The following is a 20690-nucleotide window of genomic DNA, read 5'->3' on the forward strand; positions in this document are numbered from 1 at the left end:
AGATACAACTTTGAAAGTGACGGATAGAACCGTAAATGTAGTGGATACAACCCTAAAAGTGACGGATAGACTAGTAAATGTAGTGGATACAACCTTGAAACCAATAGTTATCAATAGTCGTAATCATTGGGGCGTTGAGTTTATTAGATGGAATAAAATACAAGTAGTTTCATCTATATAAGTATAAAAAAAGTAAGTAAGACATGGTTGAGTCTTACTTACTTTTACTTTAATGGATATCTCTTTTCTTAAAGTTCCCGCCACGAACTTCTGAAACATCAGAAATCACAACAAAGGCGCCTTCATCGATATCTTTAATAATAGTAACTAACTTGTTTTCTTCCATACGGTTAATGACACAGTTTAAAATTTCTGTTGGTTCATTGGAGAAGCCGCCACGTCCATGGGTATAGGTAACACCACGTCCGAGACGAGCTTGGATTGCGTCCCCAATCTCCTCCGATTTAGCACTAACAACACGGACTTCTTTTGATTTCTCTAAACCAACTTGGATAATATCGATAACATTTTTTGCAATATAATATGTTAACGCTGAGTATAAAGCGCTCTCTAAGCCAAAGATGAAGCTTGCCCCTAAGAAAATAAAGGCATTGATAAATAAGATAATATCGCCGACTGAAAATGGAATTTTCCGTGATAGTAATACAGCTAAAACTTCCGAACCATCTAAAGCACCACCGTTACGTAAGACAATCCCGATACCTACCCCAAGCAGCATACCACCAGATAGGACAATTAGTAAGGGATCATTTGGGCCTAAAATGGTTTTGACATCATGTAAAAGAACTGTTGATATGGATAATGCTGCGATCCCAGCACTACTCATTAGGGCAAAGGTTTTTCCAACTTGCTTATAACCGATATAGATGAACGGAATATTTAAGACAAAGAGCAGTAACCCTAATGGGAGTCCAAATAGGTGTGCCCCCATAATACTGAGACCCGTTACACCACCATCAATGACAGCATTTGGAATTAATACAGCTTCTAGTCCGTAAGCAGCAATTACTGCCCCGATAATAATCATAATGAATTTTCGAGTGTTTTCTAGTGACTTTCTTTTTTTCATAAATCTTCTCCATTTCTTTACGTAAAATACTACCTAAGGTTTTGGAATAATATTTATTGCAATTGTTTTAGTCTCCGAACCTTTACTTGAGTCGGCCATATTATAGTATTTAGTGAATAAGTCGTTCAATTCATATTCAAAGCTCTTGAATTGATCAGCTGTTAACGATAAGTCAATGAAAGAAAAAGTAGCTAAATCTGTAATACTTTCTTTTTCATCAAGTGAATGTAAATAATTTTGATATTGAGATAGTAGTGCTAATTGATAGTAGGAAATGTAATTTAATTTTTGCTTAGTTGTGAGCTGTGTCCAATCCTCCTTACTAAGTTTTGCTGCTCCTTCATTTAATGCATAAAACTTCTCTGTAACAGAACGGACTTTTCGCTCCTTCACAATTTTTATGATGTTTTCGTCCACTAAAATTTGGATATGTCTATATAAAGTAGCTTGCGGTACATCCTTAATGACCGAAATCATCTCTAAAGTGCTTAAACCTTCTTCTTTATTGTGCATCAGAGCTTGTAAAATTTTCATTCTCACAGGGTGCATTAATACCTCTGCTTTATTGCGCATAAACCGATCCTCCTAATAAAATAATGAGATGGTATCAAGGAAAGCATTAAATGTTATCAAAATGAGAACATTATCAAAAAATATACTATAGCTATTTTTTGAAGATGTACAGTAAAAAGGTAATGAAATTTTTTAACAACTCTGTTATCATTATTGATAATGATAATGAATGGAGGTTTTAGCAATGAAATTACACTATGGTTTTGATGAAATCAGTCAACTCGATTGGGCGAGTATACTTCCTATTCTTTTGCCATTTCTATTGGTGGGATCTATCCTCATTCTAATTGCATTAATCGATTTATACCGCAACAGAAATAGGAGAGAAAACGTACTAATGTGGACAATTATTATTGTGTTTTTTAATACAATTGGTCCTGTTTTATATTTCATGATTGGTAGAAAGGATGTCAATACACGTGCGCTTAGAAATTAAAGGCATTACAAAAAGGTTTAAACAAAAGACGGCAGTGCATGATTTTTCAATGGTCGTTAATGCGAATGAATGCGTCGGATTAATTGGACCAAACGGAGCAGGGAAATCGACATTGATTCAAATCATTGCAGATATTTTATATGCAGATGAGGGGGAAATTCTTCTAGATGGTCAACAAATTACAAGGATGAAAGATCAGATTGGCTATTTACCTCAGTATCCTAATTTTTTCACCTGGATGACAGCATTTGAGACATTATCCTTTATGGGAACACTTTCTGGTTTACCAAAGAATGAATTACAAAACAGAATTCCATTACTTTTAGAAAAAGTTGGTTTAGGGAAAGAAGCCCATTTTCAGGTTGGAACTTTTTCAGGTGGTATGAAGCAACGACTTGGCATCGCACAAGCTTTATTGCATAAACCAGCTTTGATGATTATGGATGAGCCAGTGTCAGCTCTAGATCCAATTGGAAGACGGGAAGTGTTGAATCTTTTAAAAGAGATTAAAAAAGAAACGACCATCTTACTTTCAACCCATATATTAAATGACGCAGAGGAAATTTGTGAGCGCTTTGTCGTTATTCAAAATGGTCACAAAATAGAGGACGCTACAAAAGGTCAGTTGCTGGAGCGTCACCAAGAATCTGCAATCTATTTGATGGTTCGCCAAGAAGACCTTAATTGGGTAACAACGGTTGAACAGTTATCCTATGTCAGAAAAATTGAAAATGAAAGAAATGGCTTTAAAATACACGTCCATCAATTGGAGGAAGACGCTCAAAAATTGTTACAGTATGCGATAGATTCAAATGTCATGTTGTTAAAGTTTGAATTGGGCATTCATGAAAGCTTAGAAGAAATATTTTTAGAATTGGTGGTGTGAAATTGTGAATACTTTTTGGGCATTAAGTAAAAAAGAAGTAACTCAAATGACGAAGGAATTTAAAATTGTCTGGCTACCAATTGTCTTTATTTTACTTGGGTTAACTCAGCCGATTATGATGTACTACATGCCGGTTATTTTGCAATCAATGGGTGGTGTGGAGGGTATTATGATTGACCCAACCTTGGCAAAGCCAGAGGGAAGCGAAGTACTGGCCACAACCCTAAGTTCGCAGTTTGATCAGTTAGGAATTATTATTTTGGCAGTTGCAGCAATGAGCATTATACAAGGTGAAAAAGCAAATGGAATGATGGCATTTATTCTTACAAGACCAGTGTCTATCTCATCCTACTTAAATAGTAAAATTATTGTCCATTATCTAGTAGCTGTTTTCTGTATAGCTCTAGGCTATGGTATGTCATATGGCTATACATCTTTTTTATTTACGGCGGTACCAGTGACGCATGCTTTGCTGGCTTTGTTATTTTATTGTGTGTGGCTATTGTTTGTTATTACGTTTGTTGCCATGATGAGCACGTTTTTTAATAGTTCGGCTTTTATAGCATTAGCAAGTATTGTCGTCCTATTTATCTGCCGTTTCATTGCTGGTTTACATCCGCTTTTGGATGTTGTTAATCCTGCCAGTAATAGCTTGCATGCTACTACTATATTGATGTCAGGGAGTATGAAAGCTTGGTATGGGTTCCATAGTGCAGTTACCATGCTCCTAGTTATATGGATGATTGCAACCATGCGCCATTTCATTGCAAAAAGGAAGTTTTAAATGGGAGTAATGGCGAATTTGTTATAGGTACTTTGTCAAAATCATCGGAAGCCATTATATCCATTCAACTGTATTAATACACTTATTATTCGAAGCACCTACTTTCATAATCGACCATCTTACGTTTGAACATACCCATTGATATCAGTTGTTAAGATTGTATCTTATTACTATGTACAATTATATAAATTTATAGAGTTAGCTCTTAAATGAAGGGATAGACTGGCCAATGAATCTGAAAGTAAATCGAACAAGTAAGGTTCCACTATATCAGCAGCTAAACCAACGATTGCTATTAGCAATAATAACTGGGAATTTAAAAAAGGGTGACCATTTACCATCCATTCGAAATTTAGCTGCACAAACAAATCTTAACCTTCATACTGTTCATAAAAGCTATAAGGAACTTCAGAAAAGCGGGATCATCACCATTAAACCCCATTCAAAAGCAATTGTTATTGTAGATTCTGGGGAAGCAATAAATATTTCCCTTCAACAAATATCTATACGTATCGAACATATAATAATAGAATCTTCTGTTTTAGGGATTAATGAAATTTACCTTAGGCAGATGTTTGAAGGGGTTTTACAGAAATATTACAATGAGCGTTAAATAAAAAGAGGTGGCTCCTATTCTAAGGAGCCATCTCTTTTTGCCTTATTTAAATCAAAAACACCGCTACAATTGTTGTCACAACAAGCCCAATGATTACAGGGATTAAGTTCCGCCTTGCGAGCTCAAATGGGCTCACATTACAAATGGCAGCTGCTGGAATTAATGCCCAAGGAATCAATGTTCCGCCACCAACCCAAATGGCAGTAATTTGCCCTAATGCCGTTAAAGTAGCAGTTCCTCCGCCTAGTGCATTGCCGAATAAGCTTCCGACAGAGCCCGCTAAGGAAATTCCTGAGAAGCCTGAACCATCTAATCCAGTAATGGCACCAACTACAGCCAAAGTGATTACTGCAATTTCCTTCGTTAAAGGGACTATTGCTGCAAGACCAACACCGAGATCATTGACAATACCGTGCGAGGCAGCGGGTAAATGATCTCCGAGAATTTGTGTGAAGCCTGCATCTCCTAAATAGAAGAAAGCAGCAATCGGGATAACAGGTCCGAACACTTTAAAGCCGAATTGAAACCCTTGAATTAAATAGCTTGTTGTCTTTTCGAGCCCCTCTGTTTTATGGGCTACGATACTAAGCAAAAGTAATATGAAAACGGAGGTTCCACCAATTAATGCAGTTGCATCGCTACCCTGTAATTTGAAAACCGACATGGCGATGACATCTAAGATAAAAGCAAAAGGAATAAGCACAGCGAAGAAACGTTTATGTCCAATTGACAGTAGATTTTCTAGCGTTTCTTGCTCACCGTTTTCTTCCGCGGAATTTGCTGTGTTTAAAAGTAAAGTTCCACGTTTCATATCTCGCCGCAAGAAAATATAAGCAACGATTGTCGTTACAACCCCCATAGTAATGACGAGCGGAATACTAGCAGAAACCACGTCTCCAACAGGAATACCAGCAGCATCTGCTGTTAGCTTCGGTGCCCCCTGGATGACGAAATCACTTGATAATGCAATCCCATGACCAAATAAGTTCATCGCCATCGCCACTCCGAGTGCTGGCAAGCCTGCACGAATGGCAACAGGCAAGAGTACTGCCCCTAACAATGCCACAGCAGGTGAAGGCCAGAAAAACCAAGAAATAATCATCATTAATAGACCAATCGTCCAATAGGCAAGAGCGGGTGTTTTAATGATTTTCGTAAATGGTGCAACCATAACCTCGTTAATTCCTGAAGTCATCATGACCCGGCTCATAGCAACAATAATAGAAATGATAAGAATGGTAGATAACAACTCTGTAATGGCATAAATAAAGCTGTTAAATACACCACTAATGGATGAAGTTAAATCGCCAGTCGCAACAATTGCTAGCATGAATATGCCTACTACACAAATGAGGGTGGTATCGCGACGTTTAACCATAAATCCGATGATAAGTACAATAAAAATAACGTAAATCCAATGGAGAGCAGTAAATTCAACCCCCATATGTTTCCCCCTCAATATTCGATCTGATTCTATAGAATATGAAGGGGAAAAAAGTTGGTGATAAATTTAAAAAAATTTCAATCTAAGTGAAGGGGAATGTAATTTGCAAATTGGCAAAAAAACAAACAATTCATATAGGGGATTACAGGGGGTATTTTGATCGAAAGGGGCACTAATTGATTACAGCTTAGTGTTACACAACTTCTAAACAAACTCTATGAAAGTAATCAGCGTAATAACTATTCCATTAGTGGTTTTTCTCATACCCAAAACAAGTTAATTGAAAGATATGGATTTTTATAATAGAATACTTTTATAGATTATCGATAATCTATAATCCATAATATATAACACCTGTAGCTAATCACTCTATACACTGAACTATGTTAAAATAAAACATATAAATTTATTGGAGTGGTTTAATGGGGTTTGATGAAAATTCAATTTCAAAAAAGACAATTTCTGAGCAAATAGCTGAACAATTATTATTTCGCATATTTTCGGGCTATTATGAACAAGGTCAGCGCTTAATAGAAGCGGAAATTGCAAAAGAGTTACAAGTAAGTCATGCACCTGTCCGTGAGGCGCTTTATCTTTTACAAAAAGATGGTGTAGTTGAAAAAGTACAGCATAAAGGTGTAAGAGTGAAGACCATATCGGATCAGGAATTGAAGGATTATTTGGAAGCGCTTTATAACCTTTTGGATTTTGCACTGACAAAGTGTGAAGCTAAATGGACGGATGATTTGCAAAATGAACTTTTATTTCGTTTTGAAGCGATGAAACAAAAAAAGTCTGCTGAAAATATTTATGAATATGTTGTTTCGTTTGCTCACTTATTACAATTGTTTTTTGATGTTTCAGGAAATATTGCGATGCTACGATTCTTTAAAGAAACAATCTTTGTTACAAATGTAGCTGCCCAAACAAAATGGAAAATGAATCTAGTTGAATCCTACCATATGTCCATTAATACATTTATTAGGTGTATAGAAGCATCGGATTTTGATCATGCACGAGTAGCTATTAAAGATGTTATTTTATGGTACCAATTTAAATAATTTTTTGGGGGTAACATAAATGAAAGCTGCAGTTTGGCATGGTGTAAAAGATATTCGAGTAGAAGAGGTTGAATTATGCGCTTTACGAGAAGATGAAGTGAAAGTAAAAGTAGCATGGGCTGGTATTTGTGGAAGTGATTTGCATGAATACGAAGAAGGTCCAGTTTTCGTACCAGTTGATGTAAAAGCAGAATTAACAGGTGAAGTTGCCCCACTGACAATGGGTCATGAATTTGCTGGTATCATTGAAAAAGTTGGCTCTAACGTGACGGACTTAAAGGTAGGCGACCGAGTTGTCATCAATCCTACTTTGACTTATAGAAACAAACATGAAGATGTTGATCGCTATGATGGATTTAACTTTATCGGATTACATGGAGATGGTGGATTTGCGGAATATGTTAATGTTCCTGCAACAAATATTCACCGTCTAGCCGATAACTTAACATTACAAGATGGTGCATTAGTAGAACCAATGGCTGTAGCAGTCCAAGCTGTCAAAGATGCTGGGGTTACATTAGGTGATTCGGTCGCAGTATTTGGGGCTGGACCAATTGGGTTATTAACAGTTATCGCTGCAAAAGCATCTGGCGCAAGCAAAGTTATCGTATTGGATTTATCTGATGACCGTTTAGAAAAGGCAAAAGAGTTAGGCGCAACCCATGCGATTAATTCAGGTAAAGAAAATCCTGTACAAGCAGTTCGGTCAATTGTTGCAGATGGGGTGGATGTATCCTTTGAGGTGGCGGGAGTTGCTCCTACCTTTAAGCAAGCAATTGATGTAACAAAACCTCGAGGTAATATGATGATTGTTTCAATTTTTGCTAGACCAATCGAATGGAATCCAATGCAACTTACAAATACTGGTGTTAATATACTATCCTCGATTGTATATACACCGTCCATATTCCAAAGAACGATTGATGCAATGAGCTCGGGTCAACTAAATCCACAAGGTATCATTACAAGCCAAATTGAACTAGATGAAATTGTGGACAGAGGATTTAAAACATTAACAAGCGACAAAACGCAATCTAAAATTTTAGTTGCAATTAGCGGAGAAAACTAATAGATTCATCTATTTCTATTTTTTAAATGGGAGCATGGCTAATTACAGCCATGCTCCTTTCGTATATTTTTTGCATGAAGCCACCAAATCTTCACTAGTCATTTCCACTTCTCCGCTCACACAAACTACAAGGTAGTTGCACCTCCAATAAATGCGCTCCATAAATAGTAGTAGGGATAATTTCATTTCATGACCATAGGTTTTTCTTCTTCTTTATTGAAAAGCGTTGTTTTGGACAAGAATTGACATTTATACAAAGAAATCGTTGCGTTTTTTCCATTGTTTCACCTTTTCACACAAATTATAATAATGTTGTAAATGATAATCATTTTCAATTAAAGATCGAAAGGAGCAACAAGTGTGACAAAACAACATGGAAAGAAAATTATACAATGGGTAGGGGGGTTCCTCCTGTTGTTAATCATATCAGCATGCAGTACTTCTAATGCTAATAGCAATGTGGCTGATGAACAGAAAGAGGAAGGTGAGAAAACAGTATTATATACAACGATTACTGGTGAACAAGTAGAAATACCTGCGGATCCAAAACGAGTGGTTTATATTGGTCAGACAATTGGTGATTTCTTGGCAATGGATATTCCGGTTGTTGGTAATAATCTTCCGAAAGAGCCTGCTAGTTACTATGAAGGTAAACTCGAAGGAATCGTTGATATTGGAAATCCTGCTGACTTAGAGACGATACTTACCTTAAAACCCGATCTGATTATTAATGGCTATTACAAGGCGGATCCAAACCTGAATGAAGAATTGGCAAAAATAGCTACTACGATTCCCTTCAACCCAGCTCTTCCTTATACAGAACGTGTAAAGGAAATGGGGAATATTTTGGGCAAGCAGGAAGAAGTAGCTCAAGTAATTGCTAAATTTGAAACACGTTTTACAGAAATGTTTGAAAAGCTTCAATTAGCAGAAGGGGAGACTGCAACAGTTTTCTATCAGTTAGGTAAAACGCTTTATGTTATGGGCGATCGTAGCCTTGGTGCTATTATTTATGGAGAAAATGGCTTTGCTGTCCCTCCAGCAGTACAGAAGAATATTATTGATGTAGAAGGCGTGTCTTTCGTTACGGTTTCAGAAGAGGTGCTTTCTCAGTTTGCTGGTGATCATTTGTTTGTAATCGTACAAGAGGATGATGAAAGTGAATCAGAAGCTGACCGGCTACTACAAAGCCCAATATGGGGAACATTGCCTGCAGTCCAAAAGGGAAATGTTTATGTGATTGCTAATGAATGGAATACAGATGAATTGCTAGCTTTGGAGCAATTATATAAAAAGCTACCAGAATGGATGCACAAACAGTAAAAATTGTATCTATCCAATCAATTATTATAACCGCTAGTTTTCTAAAATTAAGCATCCTCGGTCAAAAGTTGATAGTGAATCATTCTGTGTTATAATAACGATAATGATAATCATTTTCAATTGTTGGAGAGTTGCTTATGAATTTTGCATGCCTATATACTAGGCTACAACACTATGATAGTTTTCAAGTTAATCAGCAGACGGCAGCGATGAGCTATAAAAAGAGGAATGACAATGAAACGAATTTGTGCACATTATTAATAGCACTTAGCCATGGCATACGCCTCTATGTAGACAAAATTGCAATCGATCTAAGACAAGGGAGCTGCATTCTCGTTTTACCAGTACAACGCTACACTGTGGAATCGAGTACTGGAGAGGCACAGCTTGCACGTTTTACCTTCGAAACCTTTGAAGTAAAAGGAAGGGCTTTACATCCGGCTGCTCATCCACCCTTACTTTGTGGTTATCCTTATAGGCTATTATATTCTCAAGTTAAGCAAGTACTAGGGAATGAAATATGGGTGAAGAATCAATTTTTCTCCTCTCTAACCTCATCAGAAATGGCTATGATGCAAGGTAGACTTCAACTGATTCTAGGGATGATGGCCCAGTTAGATCAGCAAGCTGTCGATTTGCAGAGCGAAGAAAAGACAAAAATGATTCAACGTACGATCCAATATATGGAACAACATTATGATGAAGATTTAACGGTAGAACAGCTAGCGAATATGGCTGGCATTGTCAGGTGGCAATATAGTCAACAGTTTAAAATTTTGACAGGCAAAAAACCAACTGATTTTCTAGTCCATGTACGAATAGACCAGGCAAAAAAACTTCTATGTAATTCCACAGAGCCATTGAACAAAATAGCTCGACAAATAGGATTTAAGGATGAATATTATTTCAGTAAGTGTTTTCATAAATTAACTGGCAACACTCCACGTGAATATGCGAATATCCATCTTCGTACGCAGCAAAGAACAGTTATCGATTCACTTGGTAGAAGGATTCTTGTTCCTCAAGATGCCACACGTATTGTAACAGATGGCAAACATACACTGGGCGAATTATTAGTACTAGGTATATCTCCCATAGGAGCGGCTATCTCTATTATGAAAGAAAACGTAATTTATCATAATAAGCTACGCAATATTCAGAGTATCGGGTATTGGGCCGATCCAGATAAAATAGCACAGCTACAGCCTGAATTTATATTACTTAGCTATTATCCAAAAGATTTGCAGGAACTAAATACGCTTGCTCCAACGGTTATACTGGACAAAAAGTTTAGATTATTTGAGCGGTTACGGTATATCGCCAAACTTTTTCAACGCAGTAAGGCAGCGGAGAAATGGATTACTACATATGAAGACAAAGTAAGATTGGTGCGTAGACAGTTAGCAGATGCCTATGTAACTGGAGAAACAGCTACTGTTTATCTCAAGTTAGGTGAAAAACTTTATATTATGGGCATGAATGGATTGGCGAGCTCTTTATATGAATCACTAGGCTTTCGTCCCTCAGAAAAAGTGATGCAACTCATCGAGCAAGGGGAGGCATGGTTAGAAATTCAGCACCATCAAATAAGTCACTATGCTGGAGATCGGAATTTTGTCTTAGCTTCTCGTAAGGAATTACATACTGTCTCTCACTGTCCATATATTTCAGCTTTAGCCGAGTTAAGTCCCGGTAAGACTCATTTTTTAGATGCTATATGGAATTATGATGATCCCATTACTCGCGGACGGTTACTAGAGGAACTACCATATATTTTTAAAAAGAAGATAGTATGAACCTGGGTTAGTCCCCAGCATTCAAAGGCTTGAAATCATACAACTATTTATTTTTTAGCTTCGAGGGGCTTCCACGATAGCTCTTGTTATTTTTCTCCATCATAACTTTATGATGGAGTTGATTGGAACGAAGAGTCGCGATTTTTGCATTCCTCCTTCACCAACTAACGGGATATGTTTTAACGGTAGCCATACGCAAAAAAGGTGAAGGTGCCATATTATTTAATAGCACCTTTATCCTTTATGAAAACATTTATATTTATTTTTTCAATAGAATTTTCAGTAATGGTATTTAATTTATCGACAGTCCATGATTGGGGTCTGAAACGATAAGCCTTTTCTGAAAGATTGAAAATATCGGAGTCTATTTCCAACCCTTTCATAAATGTACTTTGAAACTGTGCTGAAATAATTTTTTTGACATCCTTTTCAATGGTTTTTATTCCGATGTTTTTTGGATTTTCTCTAATTGAAGCTTTTACATCTAAATTTAAAATGAATTTAGGAATGGTGTCACCGACAATTTCTATATCATAATCTAAATTGTCAATAAACATGGAAACAGATTGATCCTTTATTGATAATTTCATGTTATTAAAATCCTTATTAAACCAATCTAGCCCTGAAAGTTCTTCTTCCTTTATCCAACCATTGAATTTTTGTCGTGAAAGAAAATAAGCACCACTTATTTTTAATATATTTTTAGATTTATTATCCTCCATCCAATAATCTTCACTAATTTTTATTGTAGGAACCATAATTGATCCAACTGGTTCATAATATCTTTTAATCATGTCTTGTACAGTACTGGTTGAGATGAATGAATTAAAGAATAATTGTTCATTTGGATCATAAGGAAATGTTAATATAGGCGGTTTATAAAAGAGACCATGTACATTCATTATCTCTTTAATATCATCTTCATAACCATAAGCTAACGTATTGTAACGTAGATAATAATCTCTACTAAAAAAATCAAAAAATTCATCCAGATGACCATCCAATATATTTTTGGAAATAAAGAAAGTTTGTATATGTCCATAATACAAAGGATTAACAGAATTCTTTTCTATATCATCGATTGCTCCCTGAATTGTTTCACCTTCTCCATGTCCAACAACAATTGGAGCTGGCTCAGATGCAATGCCAGGATCTGAGCCAGCAACATTCGTAAATCCGAAAGCTTGAAAATATAAATGATACACATCATTAGAATAATCAATACCAAGAGCGGTAATATAAACTTCACTTTGTATTTCCTTCGTACCTAAACAGCCGCCTAGAATAAATAATAAAGGAAAAATTAATGATATTTTGAATGTGGAAGTATAGTAATGGGACATTTATAATCTCCCTTCTACTGAAAAAACAGTCAGTCTTTTATTTTAATTCTAAATGGCATTTTTAAAAAACCTCTAATAAGATTGGGTATACTAACTTTATAAAATGTAGAAAGGTAAGGATGCCCGAAACTTTCTAATGACGAGATATATGTTAAGAAAAATAAGACGCTTAAAACAAAGCCATACATTCCAAAAAATGCGGAAATTATTAATGTTGCGACTCTTATTAAAAATACATTGCCTAGTACATTTTGATTAATTAATGTATAGCTAGATATAACGGTAAGTGCTCCAATTACTAATGTTGATGGTGATGTAAATCCCGCTCTTATAGCAGCATCCCCAACTATTAAGCCTCCTAAAACTGCAACAGTTTGACCTACAGCTTTAGGTAAGCGTATTCCCGCTTCTCGAAAGAGGTCAAAAAAAATGAGCATAATAAGAATTTCGAACGAAGAGGAAACAGGGAGTCCAATTTTAGATGCAGATATGGATACTAGTAAGGGAAAGGGTAGCTGGTTAAGTTGATGGACAGTTAATGCAATCCAAAACCCAGGTAAAAATATACTTGTTAATAAAGAGGTAATCCTTAAAATTCGTGAAAAACTCACAAATAAAAAATTCGTTTGATCATCTTCAGCTGCTTTCAAAATAAGTAATAAATTTACAGGTCCAATTAAACAGCTTGGACTTCCATCTACCAATATGACAAAACGGCCTTTATTGAGGGAACTTACTACAAAATCGGGCCTTCCTGAATAATCAAGGAGGGGAAAGAGTGTCAACTTATCATAAAGTAATTCTTCAATATGATAACTACTTGCAATATTATCTACTTTTATTTTATTAAGTTTGTTTTGTACATTTTTTAAAGTGTTTTGATCAATATAGTTCTCAATATAGAGCAATAAAACTTTTGTTTTACTGGTGTCGCCAATTGTAAAATCGTCACTTGATAAATTTTTACTTTTTAATCTCATTCTTATTAAAGAAAAATTTGTATCTATATTTTCAACAAACCCGTCTCTAGGCCCTCTTAATGAGACTTCCATATTTGATTCTTCAATGGATCGTTCAGGTAGTTTAGCTAAATTGGTTGAATATAAGCTATTCGATGGAACATGATAAAAATATAAAAAACCTGAGAAAATTTTTCTATTTATTTCATCTGTCTTCATTCTGTACTCTTGGATCTCCTGTACTTCTAAATAGCGATTTATAATTTCCACATCATATAAATTTCCTTGTTCAGCCAGAAATCTAATATTTGGTAATAATGAATTTAAAAAAAGTACACTATCAATTAAACTATGGCAATAGATAAATATAACTTCATGTTTTTCGTTATTTAACATATAGAATTTACTACTTACCGTTAAATCTGATTGGTGGTCAAATTCTTTATAAAAAAAATCCTTATTTTCAGTCAAGATGATGAACTCCCTTTTGCTTTTTTTCTAATACGTAGAAAACAGTCATAAAAAAGAATAAAAATAAAAAAATAGAAAGAAGATAAGTGCTTTTTATAAATGACAAAAAATCAGAAACAGACCAAGGAATTAATAATCCTATTGTTAAGCTTAGATAACCAATAATTAATATAAATTTTCGATTTTTAAAGAAGGATGACACAATATACATAAATAAACATATACGAATAAAAGCCATTGATAATATTTGGAGAACAGATAAAGAATCTAATCTTGTAAAGTACTTACCAAATGACAAAACTCTCCATTGCTCGTTTATAGGAAAGAGCATTTTTTTAGTGAGATAAATGCCAAATTCAGATACAGTAGTCACAATAGCGATAAAAACTAATAAGACAAACATACTAGAGAAAACGAGTATTCCTGTCCTTTTCATTTGCTCTTTTACATAACTATTTAAAACGATTAAAATAAAGCCCATTTCTAAAATACCAATACATATGTATAATATTCCCCATAAAATGGACGGAGTATTACTTGTATTTACTGGTAATAATAGTTCGTATTCATTGTTCATTGAATTCCCTAAATTGAGGAGTACAAATAAAAAAATGTATAGTGAACAAATAATCAAAGACAGGATAGCTATAGTTTTGATCCCTTTTAGGGAACCATAAAAGCATAATAATATAAATAAAATAACTGTAATAAAATATGGATAATCAGAGTTAAAACTTTCTTCTGCCCAAATAATTGTAAATTTGAGTGAGACGAACGTTGATGAAATTAAATACATGATATATGAAGTAATGATAAATAAATAAAGTGGTCTATTATCTTGTGAAAATTGTTGTTCAAAAAACGAAGTATTATTTAATTTATTGGTAATTCTAGAAATAAGGAATGCTAAAATTAATATTGGGATTAAACTTGCCAAAGCGCTTATCCATGCTTCACGTTCGACGATTGTGAAAATGGTAGGAATTAAAATGAAATGTGCTAAAAAACTAACTGATAAAAATAACAAACAATATACATGGATTGGCTGTATAACTTTATTCATTTTATCTTAAACCTCCTTCTAACAATATTGCCCATATTGGTTGCCATCTAACCCCTTGGAGCTTCTAATGAAATCTATACTCACCTCTCGCAATTTTTAGGCTCCTATATTACTCTCATTCAAACTAGTTTCATAGAAAACCTAGCAATAATTCTATTAATACACGTAAAAAAACAATCAAAAATAGATTTTGATTGTTTTACACTGTATCCTCCTAATTTTGAAGAGTGGCCAAATAATTCACATACCTTTAAAAATGCTGAAATAGTTTTACAAGGCATGGCATATATTGAACTTTAATTCTCAAATTAGGAGTGGGGTAAGTGAAGGATAGGATGTTATTTTTAAAAGAACTACTGAACTTTGATAAGAAATTTCAGTTCATTATCCAGCAAAATATGGAGCAGCAACAGATTAATTATTTTGAGCTGTGTGAATTAATGGATGAATATTCTTCTTTTATCATAAATCGTGACAATGAAGAACAGTGGGCGAATATGAAGGAATCGAAAGAAATCCTATTATTAACCGACAACTTAAGAATGAACGCGTCTGTTTGTGTGCAAATCTTGGAGAAATATCGAGCGTTATTATTAAGTCATGAACAGGAAGCAGTCACAGATTATTTTCGTAACATAGAAAATTGTATTGGAAAGGAATTTGGCGATTTTGAAATAACTAGTCAGTCGAAGGTACTCTTAATTGGATCTGGATCCTTTCCGATTACCTTATTAATGGTTGCGGAGCGCACGGGAGCAGACGTTTTTGGAATAGATATTGATGATGAAGCCATTCAATTAGGAAAACAGGTAGTCAATAAATTAGGGGATCATTTATCCATTCAAATTGATAAAAAGACGGTAGCGGAGCTCGCAGTAATAAAACAAGTTAGTCATATTATATTTAGCTCAACGGTCAGCAATAAATATGACATTTTAAATCAACTATACGATGTAACAAATAAAGATGTGCTTGTTGCTATGCGCTACGGAAATGGGTTAAAGTCTCTTTTTAATTATCCGATGCAGAAGGTAGATGATACCAAATGGCATATAGTAGAAGAGATTATGCATCCTCAGGATGTATTTGATGTTATTTTATATCAAAAGGTTTAACGAAATTGATTGTTGAAAGCAAACAAGAATGGATTTGCATCTTGAATTTAGCAAGGGTTCACATATGGAAAATGATTAGAAAGGCTTTTAGAGAAATGGTTCTATGTTCAAGCTTTTCATAAGTAATGTAAGCCACCAATTAGTAGATGGGTGGTTATATTTCAAATTGACAATGATAATCATTATCGATAAGGTGGGGATAGGCGAAGGTCGTCAACCCACCTTTTTGCATTTCAGAGGAAGAGGAATTGACCTTACACATCGGCTTTTTATGTCTGTATCCCTTAGATGGAACAGTTTGTAGTCAAAAACGCACAGAACATACAGCTAAGATTCCACCATTATAGGCGGTAAATACAATTTTGAAATGAGGTAATTAATTTGAAAATCGATGTTGAGCAATTAGCAGAGCATTTAGCACATATTCCATTTCAAGTACAGGGGGTATACCGATATGCTAAAAGCACTGGTGTGCCCTATGCTGAATATACAGATTCTTTTCCTGGATTCGTTTTTCCTCTTAACGGAAAAATACAATTTCAATTTAATGGCACCCCGTATATCTTTTCACCAGGAAAAATTGTACATGGTGGTGCAAATATGAAGCTAGATCAAAAAAAATTTGAATATGCGAACTGGGAATATATTCTTGTTCAATACCAAATATGTAACACAGAGCTACAAGATTCCAGCTTTTCACAGCAGCATTTTGAATTATTGACTGGACAATCTCCTCGTCTTATCGAATTAATTTTGCGTCTTTGGCAGGTGTACAATCAGCGTGGAGGCATTTCGAGGTTTCAAACCGAGATGCTATTTCGAGATGTACTGAATGAGGCTTTATTATGTGTGGTGAATAGTCAATATAGCAGTGAATCACATACTTTATTCGAACGGGTATGTAACTATATTCATGAGCATTATTATCAAAGCCTTACCATTTCTTGTCTTGCAGAACAAAATCATGTTAATCGAAATCGACTCTCTTATGTATTTAAAAAACATGCAGGGATAGGACCAGCAGAATATTTATTAAAATATCGGATAAACATGGCGCAAAAAATGCTATATACAAGTGAGGCCCCTGTCCAACAAATTGCACAGGCTGTTGGAATTGAAGACCCTTTTTATTTTAGTAGAGTGTTTAAGAAACAATTTGGTATTCCCCCTAAAGAGTATCGAGAGAAGTTCATCAATAATCCATGCTAGTTTCAACAAGCATCCATTCAAAACGATAAATGATTTTACTATACTAATGGCATATCAAGATCATATGTTGGAGGAATTTTGGATGCAAAAGATGAAAGGACTATGTTTCTCAATACTATTATTAGCAGGAATACTAGGAGGCTGTAATGAAACACCAACTGTAAATAAAGAAATATCTACAAATGAAACATCTACTTCAACGGTTCAGCAGGATACTAATGATTGGCCAAGAACAATTAAGGATGCCTTGGGTAAAGAAATAGTGATCGAGAAGAAACCTGAAAAAATAGCTTCCCTTTGGTATTTTTACCCGGAAATATTAGTGGCATTGGGTGAGCCTCCTGCTGCTTCTACAGATAAAGAATATTTATCTTCTTTAGCATATTTAAACGGAAAGCTAGCTTCAACCGAGGAATTAGGAGATAAATTGTCTCCTAGTATTGAAAAAACTCTATCGATTGAGCCTGATTTTATTTTAGCAACAGAACATCATGAAAAACTGTATGAATCACTAGAAAAAATTGCGCCAGTCATTACTTTAAAATCCCAGGATATTTATGAAGATTGGCAATATGGTCTCCGTACAGTAGCTGAGATTATTGGCAAAGAGAACGAAGCTGAAAAAGTAATCGAAAAAATGATGCAAGCAATTACAACTGGTCGACAAGATTTAAAAACGATTGAAGGAGAGACAGTAGCACTTATCGTGTCATGGGATGGAAAAACTTTTAATGTTTTAGGTGAAGATAATCCTGTTTATACACTTGCGTTTGATAAAGAAAGGGGGTTGGGGCTTACACCAGATACCACATTCAATGGGAAGAGTAATCAATTTTCTGCGTTCGAGGGAATTTCAACTATTCATGCAGACCACATTTTCCTTATAGGTGACATAACAAAAAAAGAAACATTAATGAGTGAGTTAAATCAAAATAATGTTTGGAACAATATGAACGCAGTAAAGAAAGGGAATATTTATTTGATGGATACGTCTGCTATTACGGGTGGTCCATTAGCAATTGAATACGCTTTGCAAAATATAACGGATGCTCTGCAAAAGCACTAAAAAATAAAGTAGAATTCTATCGAAAACAAATAAAACAATAGGGAGAGATGTCTATGAATTATCAAGCTATTAATCTTAATGAGAGTGCAGCTCAAATAAAAGAACTTTGGTCTCCGAAAGTTGTTGGTGAAATACACGATTTCCAATTCAAAGTGGTGAAGATTGATGGGGAATTTATGTGGCATGAGCATCAAGGCGCCGATAAAGTATTTATTGTGCTCGAAGGAGAGCTATTTATTACTTTTCGCGATGGCCAAGTGAAAGTTTCTCAAGGGGAGATGATTATTATTCCCGGAGGGCCCGAGCACAAGCCTTTCGCCGAAAAAGAATGTCATATCATGTTAGTGGAACCAAAGGAAGTAGTAGACACGGATAGTCATTAACGTAACATGAGTATTGAGCTGCATTGTCAGCTCTTTTTTTATTGAATAAAGGCGGTGATTAATAGTTGTAGATAAATATATCGACTAGAGAATATCGACCTTCTGAAGGATAATTTTATAGGAGTAAAATACCAATAAAATAGAATGTATTATGAGGAAAAAAATGTTGAAAAATACTTATTTTGTAATATAATTATTTGGTAGGGTATCATACTATAGTATTTATTAATTTATCGGAGGTATTTAAATGTCAGACAAAAGTTTTGTAACAACAGTATTACTTTGTTTCTTTTTAGGAGGTCTAGGTGTTCATCGTTTTTATGCTGGTAAAATCGGTACAGGTATTTTAATGTTTTTCACACTAGGTGGATTCGGTATTTGGACAATCATTGATTTAATTATGATTATTCTTGGTAAATTTACTGATAGTGACGGGAACCTTATTAAATCTTAATTGAACATAAGTAGTAAACTATTAAAATAAAAAAGCGATAGGCTTGTACATACAATTTTTTCAGCTTGTTGATTTTATCTATAGTAATAGGATTAAAGAAGGGAGACTTTACTATGTCTACCCTTCTTAATTATTTAGTGGCTGATTGCGAATTTTATTACTTAAATAAAGGTAACAATATACTACACTCTTTTTTTATTAGTAATAATAGCTATCATCCATCATTTCTACTGCAAACCCTATTACAAATGAAATAACCAAGACAATAATTGAAATAGCTATACCAAACAAAGCATATATTAATGCTGATTTTGCAGCTTTAGGTTGTGAATCTTTCCAGACAACATAGATAATAATTCCAAGTATAGGGGAGCAGCATAAACTGAGTACATTAATCCAAATGTTTGGTGTATCATCTTTTGCAGTAGTTACTTGACCGCTAAACTTTAATACGTTAACACCACAATGTACACAAATTTCGGCATTCTCGTTAATGCTAGAACCACAATTAGGACAATACATATTTATACCTCCTGCATCTTAAAAAATGCCCTTTTGCAACTATCGCCTGCTGTTTTAGCAATAGGTTTAGTACTGATAACGTATGGTTGTACGCCTCTTCTAGTGTAATTTCAACTAAATCCAAACTATGTTCACTACAATACTTACAATACATATGTAATCCCTCGTTTTAGTAACTCAAAAATCCAATAAGGAGCATGGCAATATAGAATAATATGATAATTCCTATATTAATAAAGAAGAACATTAAAGCTGATTTAGCAGCAATTGGTTTTTCGTCTTTCCAAACAAAGAACAGAATTAATCCCACAAGTGGAACGCAGCAAAGTGTAATTATGTTAACAGCCCAGTTTGGTTTGTCTTCACCACTTGCATTTTTTACACGTACACCACAGTGGATACAAATTTCTGCATGCTCCGAAATTTGTTCGCCACAATTTTTACAATACATAATAGTACCTCCAATATCCTGCTATAGATTTTTTCCAACATATTGACCAAATAAAAAAAATTGGTAGCCAATAGTGTAGAAGAGATAAATAATACCGATTCCACCAGGTAATCCAGTGAAGAACCGTCTAATATTATTACTTGTCCATTTACCAAATAATTGTCCAATACCATCGATAGCCATTGGTAAAATTAATAAGGCTATAATCCATAAATCAAATCTTCCAAAACATATGACTAATATTACGGATAAAAAATAGCCTACTGCCATACCAGTACATCTTGCACATAGGGGGAATTTTCTCCCATTATAATGAAATGAACGGTCTGGCATTTGATGGCAAAAGAAAACAACCTTCAATAAAAAATTAATACTATTTACCAAATTTGTAAACTCCTTTATTATTCTAGCGTATAGTATATAACATAAATAGTATTTATGGAATATACTACATAATTTAGTTTTTAATATAAAATGAAGCTAACGGAGAACAATATCATGAATAGCTGACGAGTAGATTAGACTCCTCAGCTTTTTACAGTTAATGAGATTATCGCATTGTAAAAAATTAAGGAG

Annotated in this window: 22 protein-coding genes; 13 read left to right on the top strand and 9 right to left on the bottom strand. The window is 34.6% G+C overall.

Features of this window, described 5'->3' with window-relative positions:
* Positions 1–229: 229 nt before the first annotated feature.
* On the bottom strand, positions 230–1090 hold the full coding sequence (locus tag MKX57_RS06300; protein ID WP_090001119.1) for a YitT family protein: 861 nt from the start codon (positions 1088–1090) through the stop codon (positions 230–232).
* A gap of 33 nt (positions 1091–1123) precedes the next feature.
* Positions 1124–1663 (bottom strand): transcriptional regulator, encoded by a 540-nt coding sequence (locus MKX57_RS06305; protein WP_090001121.1) that lies wholly within the window; start codon positions 1661–1663, stop codon positions 1124–1126.
* A gap of 184 nt (positions 1664–1847) precedes the next feature.
* On the opposite strand from MKX57_RS06305, the gene MKX57_RS06310 reads away from it, so the two are divergent.
* The 4 genes from MKX57_RS06310 to MKX57_RS06325 all read left to right on the top strand — a co-directional run bounded on the left by MKX57_RS06310 (position 1848) and on the right by MKX57_RS06325 (position 4382).
* Positions 1848–2099 carry a PLD nuclease N-terminal domain-containing protein gene (locus MKX57_RS06310; RefSeq protein WP_036226714.1) on the top strand — a complete coding sequence of 84 codons (252 nt, stop codon included), beginning with the start codon at positions 1848–1850 and terminating at the stop codon, positions 2097–2099.
* The gene (locus MKX57_RS06315; protein WP_090001123.1) at positions 2083–2985 is read left to right on the top strand and encodes an ABC transporter ATP-binding protein; all 903 of its coding nucleotides are present in this window, start codon (positions 2083–2085) and stop codon (positions 2983–2985) included. Before MKX57_RS06310 ends, MKX57_RS06315 begins: the two co-directional genes overlap by 17 nt.
* Positions 2986–2989: 4 nt before the next feature.
* Positions 2990–3769 carry an ABC transporter permease gene (locus MKX57_RS06320; RefSeq protein WP_239354310.1) on the top strand — a complete coding sequence of 260 codons (780 nt, stop codon included), beginning with the start codon at positions 2990–2992 and terminating at the stop codon, positions 3767–3769.
* Positions 3770–3998: 229 nt separating this feature from the next.
* Positions 3999–4382, top strand: coding sequence for a GntR family transcriptional regulator (locus MKX57_RS06325; protein WP_008174484.1), 384 nt, complete (start codon positions 3999–4001; stop codon positions 4380–4382).
* A gap of 49 nt (positions 4383–4431) precedes the next feature.
* On the opposite strand, the gene MKX57_RS06330 is transcribed toward MKX57_RS06325, so the two are convergent.
* Entirely contained in the window at positions 4432–5829 is a 1398-nt protein-coding gene (locus MKX57_RS06330) for a hypothetical protein (RefSeq protein ID WP_089985462.1), read from the bottom strand.
* A 422-nt stretch (positions 5830–6251) separates the two neighbouring features.
* Here MKX57_RS06330 and MKX57_RS06335 point away from each other — a divergent pair, with 422 nt between their 5' ends.
* The 4 genes from MKX57_RS06335 (at position 6252) to MKX57_RS06350 (ending at position 11078) form a co-directional block, all read left to right on the top strand.
* Positions 6252–6890 (top strand): GntR family transcriptional regulator, encoded by a 639-nt coding sequence (locus tag MKX57_RS06335; protein WP_089985464.1) that lies wholly within the window; start codon positions 6252–6254, stop codon positions 6888–6890.
* A gap of 19 nt (positions 6891–6909) precedes the next feature.
* Positions 6910–7959 (top strand): 2,3-butanediol dehydrogenase, encoded by a 1050-nt coding sequence (locus tag MKX57_RS06340; protein WP_342550850.1) that lies wholly within the window; start codon positions 6910–6912, stop codon positions 7957–7959.
* 360 nt (positions 7960–8319) lie between these two features.
* On the top strand, positions 8320–9282 hold the full coding sequence (locus MKX57_RS06345) for an ABC transporter substrate-binding protein (protein ID WP_170844075.1): 963 nt from the start codon (positions 8320–8322) through the stop codon (positions 9280–9282).
* 137 nt (positions 9283–9419) lie between these two features.
* On the top strand, positions 9420–11078 hold the full coding sequence (locus tag MKX57_RS06350) for an AraC family transcriptional regulator (protein WP_342550851.1): 1659 nt from the start codon (positions 9420–9422) through the stop codon (positions 11076–11078).
* 218 nt (positions 11079–11296) lie between these two features.
* Here the strand turns inward: MKX57_RS06350 and MKX57_RS06355 are convergent, their stop codons facing one another.
* Genes MKX57_RS06355 through MKX57_RS06365 form a run of 3 tightly spaced genes read right to left on the bottom strand, consistent with a single transcriptional unit; the run spans position 11297 to position 14914 of the window.
* Entirely contained in the window at positions 11297–12421 is a 1125-nt protein-coding gene (locus MKX57_RS06355; RefSeq protein ID WP_008174471.1) for a Ger(x)C family spore germination protein, read from the bottom strand.
* 29 nt (positions 12422–12450) lie between these two features.
* On the bottom strand, positions 12451–13851 hold the full coding sequence (locus MKX57_RS06360; RefSeq protein ID WP_342532361.1) for a spore germination protein: 1401 nt from the start codon (positions 13849–13851) through the stop codon (positions 12451–12453).
* The gene (locus MKX57_RS06365; RefSeq protein WP_239354319.1) at positions 13844–14914 is read right to left on the bottom strand and encodes a GerAB/ArcD/ProY family transporter; all 1071 of its coding nucleotides are present in this window, start codon (positions 14912–14914) and stop codon (positions 13844–13846) included. Before MKX57_RS06365 ends, MKX57_RS06360 begins: the two co-directional genes overlap by 8 nt.
* Positions 14915–15237: 323 nt before the next feature.
* On the opposite strand from MKX57_RS06365, the gene MKX57_RS06370 reads away from it, so the two are divergent.
* The 5 genes from MKX57_RS06370 (at position 15238) to MKX57_RS06390 (ending at position 19141) form a co-directional block, all read left to right on the top strand.
* A complete protein-coding gene (locus MKX57_RS06370) occupies positions 15238–16029 on the top strand; it encodes a nicotianamine synthase family protein (RefSeq protein WP_239354321.1) in 792 nt (263 codons plus the stop codon).
* Between the two features lie 381 nt (positions 16030–16410).
* Positions 16411–17238, top strand: coding sequence for an AraC family transcriptional regulator (locus MKX57_RS06375; protein ID WP_089985469.1), 828 nt, complete (start codon positions 16411–16413; stop codon positions 17236–17238).
* Positions 17239–17320: 82 nt separating this feature from the next.
* Positions 17321–18304, top strand: a complete 984-nt coding sequence (locus tag MKX57_RS06380; RefSeq protein ID WP_239354322.1) for an ABC transporter substrate-binding protein — start codon at positions 17321–17323, stop codon at positions 18302–18304.
* Positions 18305–18357: 53 nt separating this feature from the next.
* The gene (locus MKX57_RS06385) at positions 18358–18687 is read left to right on the top strand and encodes a cupin domain-containing protein (protein WP_239354324.1); all 330 of its coding nucleotides are present in this window, start codon (positions 18358–18360) and stop codon (positions 18685–18687) included.
* Positions 18688–18934: 247 nt separating this feature from the next.
* A complete protein-coding gene (locus MKX57_RS06390; protein WP_107921746.1) occupies positions 18935–19141 on the top strand; it encodes a TM2 domain-containing protein in 207 nt (68 codons plus the stop codon).
* A gap of 198 nt (positions 19142–19339) precedes the next feature.
* Here MKX57_RS06390 and MKX57_RS06395 read toward each other — a convergent pair whose 3' ends face one another.
* The 3 genes from MKX57_RS06395 to MKX57_RS06405 form a co-directional block, all read right to left on the bottom strand.
* Positions 19340–19663, bottom strand: a complete 324-nt coding sequence (locus MKX57_RS06395) for a zinc ribbon domain-containing protein (protein WP_107921747.1) — start codon at positions 19661–19663, stop codon at positions 19340–19342.
* A gap of 169 nt (positions 19664–19832) precedes the next feature.
* Positions 19833–20114 carry a zinc ribbon domain-containing protein gene (locus MKX57_RS06400; RefSeq protein ID WP_107921748.1) on the bottom strand — a complete coding sequence of 94 codons (282 nt, stop codon included), beginning with the start codon at positions 20112–20114 and terminating at the stop codon, positions 19833–19835.
* A 21-nt stretch (positions 20115–20135) separates the two neighbouring features.
* Positions 20136–20498, bottom strand: coding sequence for a DUF2085 domain-containing protein (locus tag MKX57_RS06405; protein WP_237068749.1), 363 nt, complete (start codon positions 20496–20498; stop codon positions 20136–20138).
* Positions 20499–20690: the final 192 nt, after the last annotated feature.

It is taken from the genome of Lysinibacillus sp. FSL M8-0216 (genome assembly GCF_038595555.1).
GTDB classification, from domain to species: Bacteria; Bacillota; Bacilli; order Bacillales_A; family Planococcaceae; genus Lysinibacillus; species Lysinibacillus fusiformis.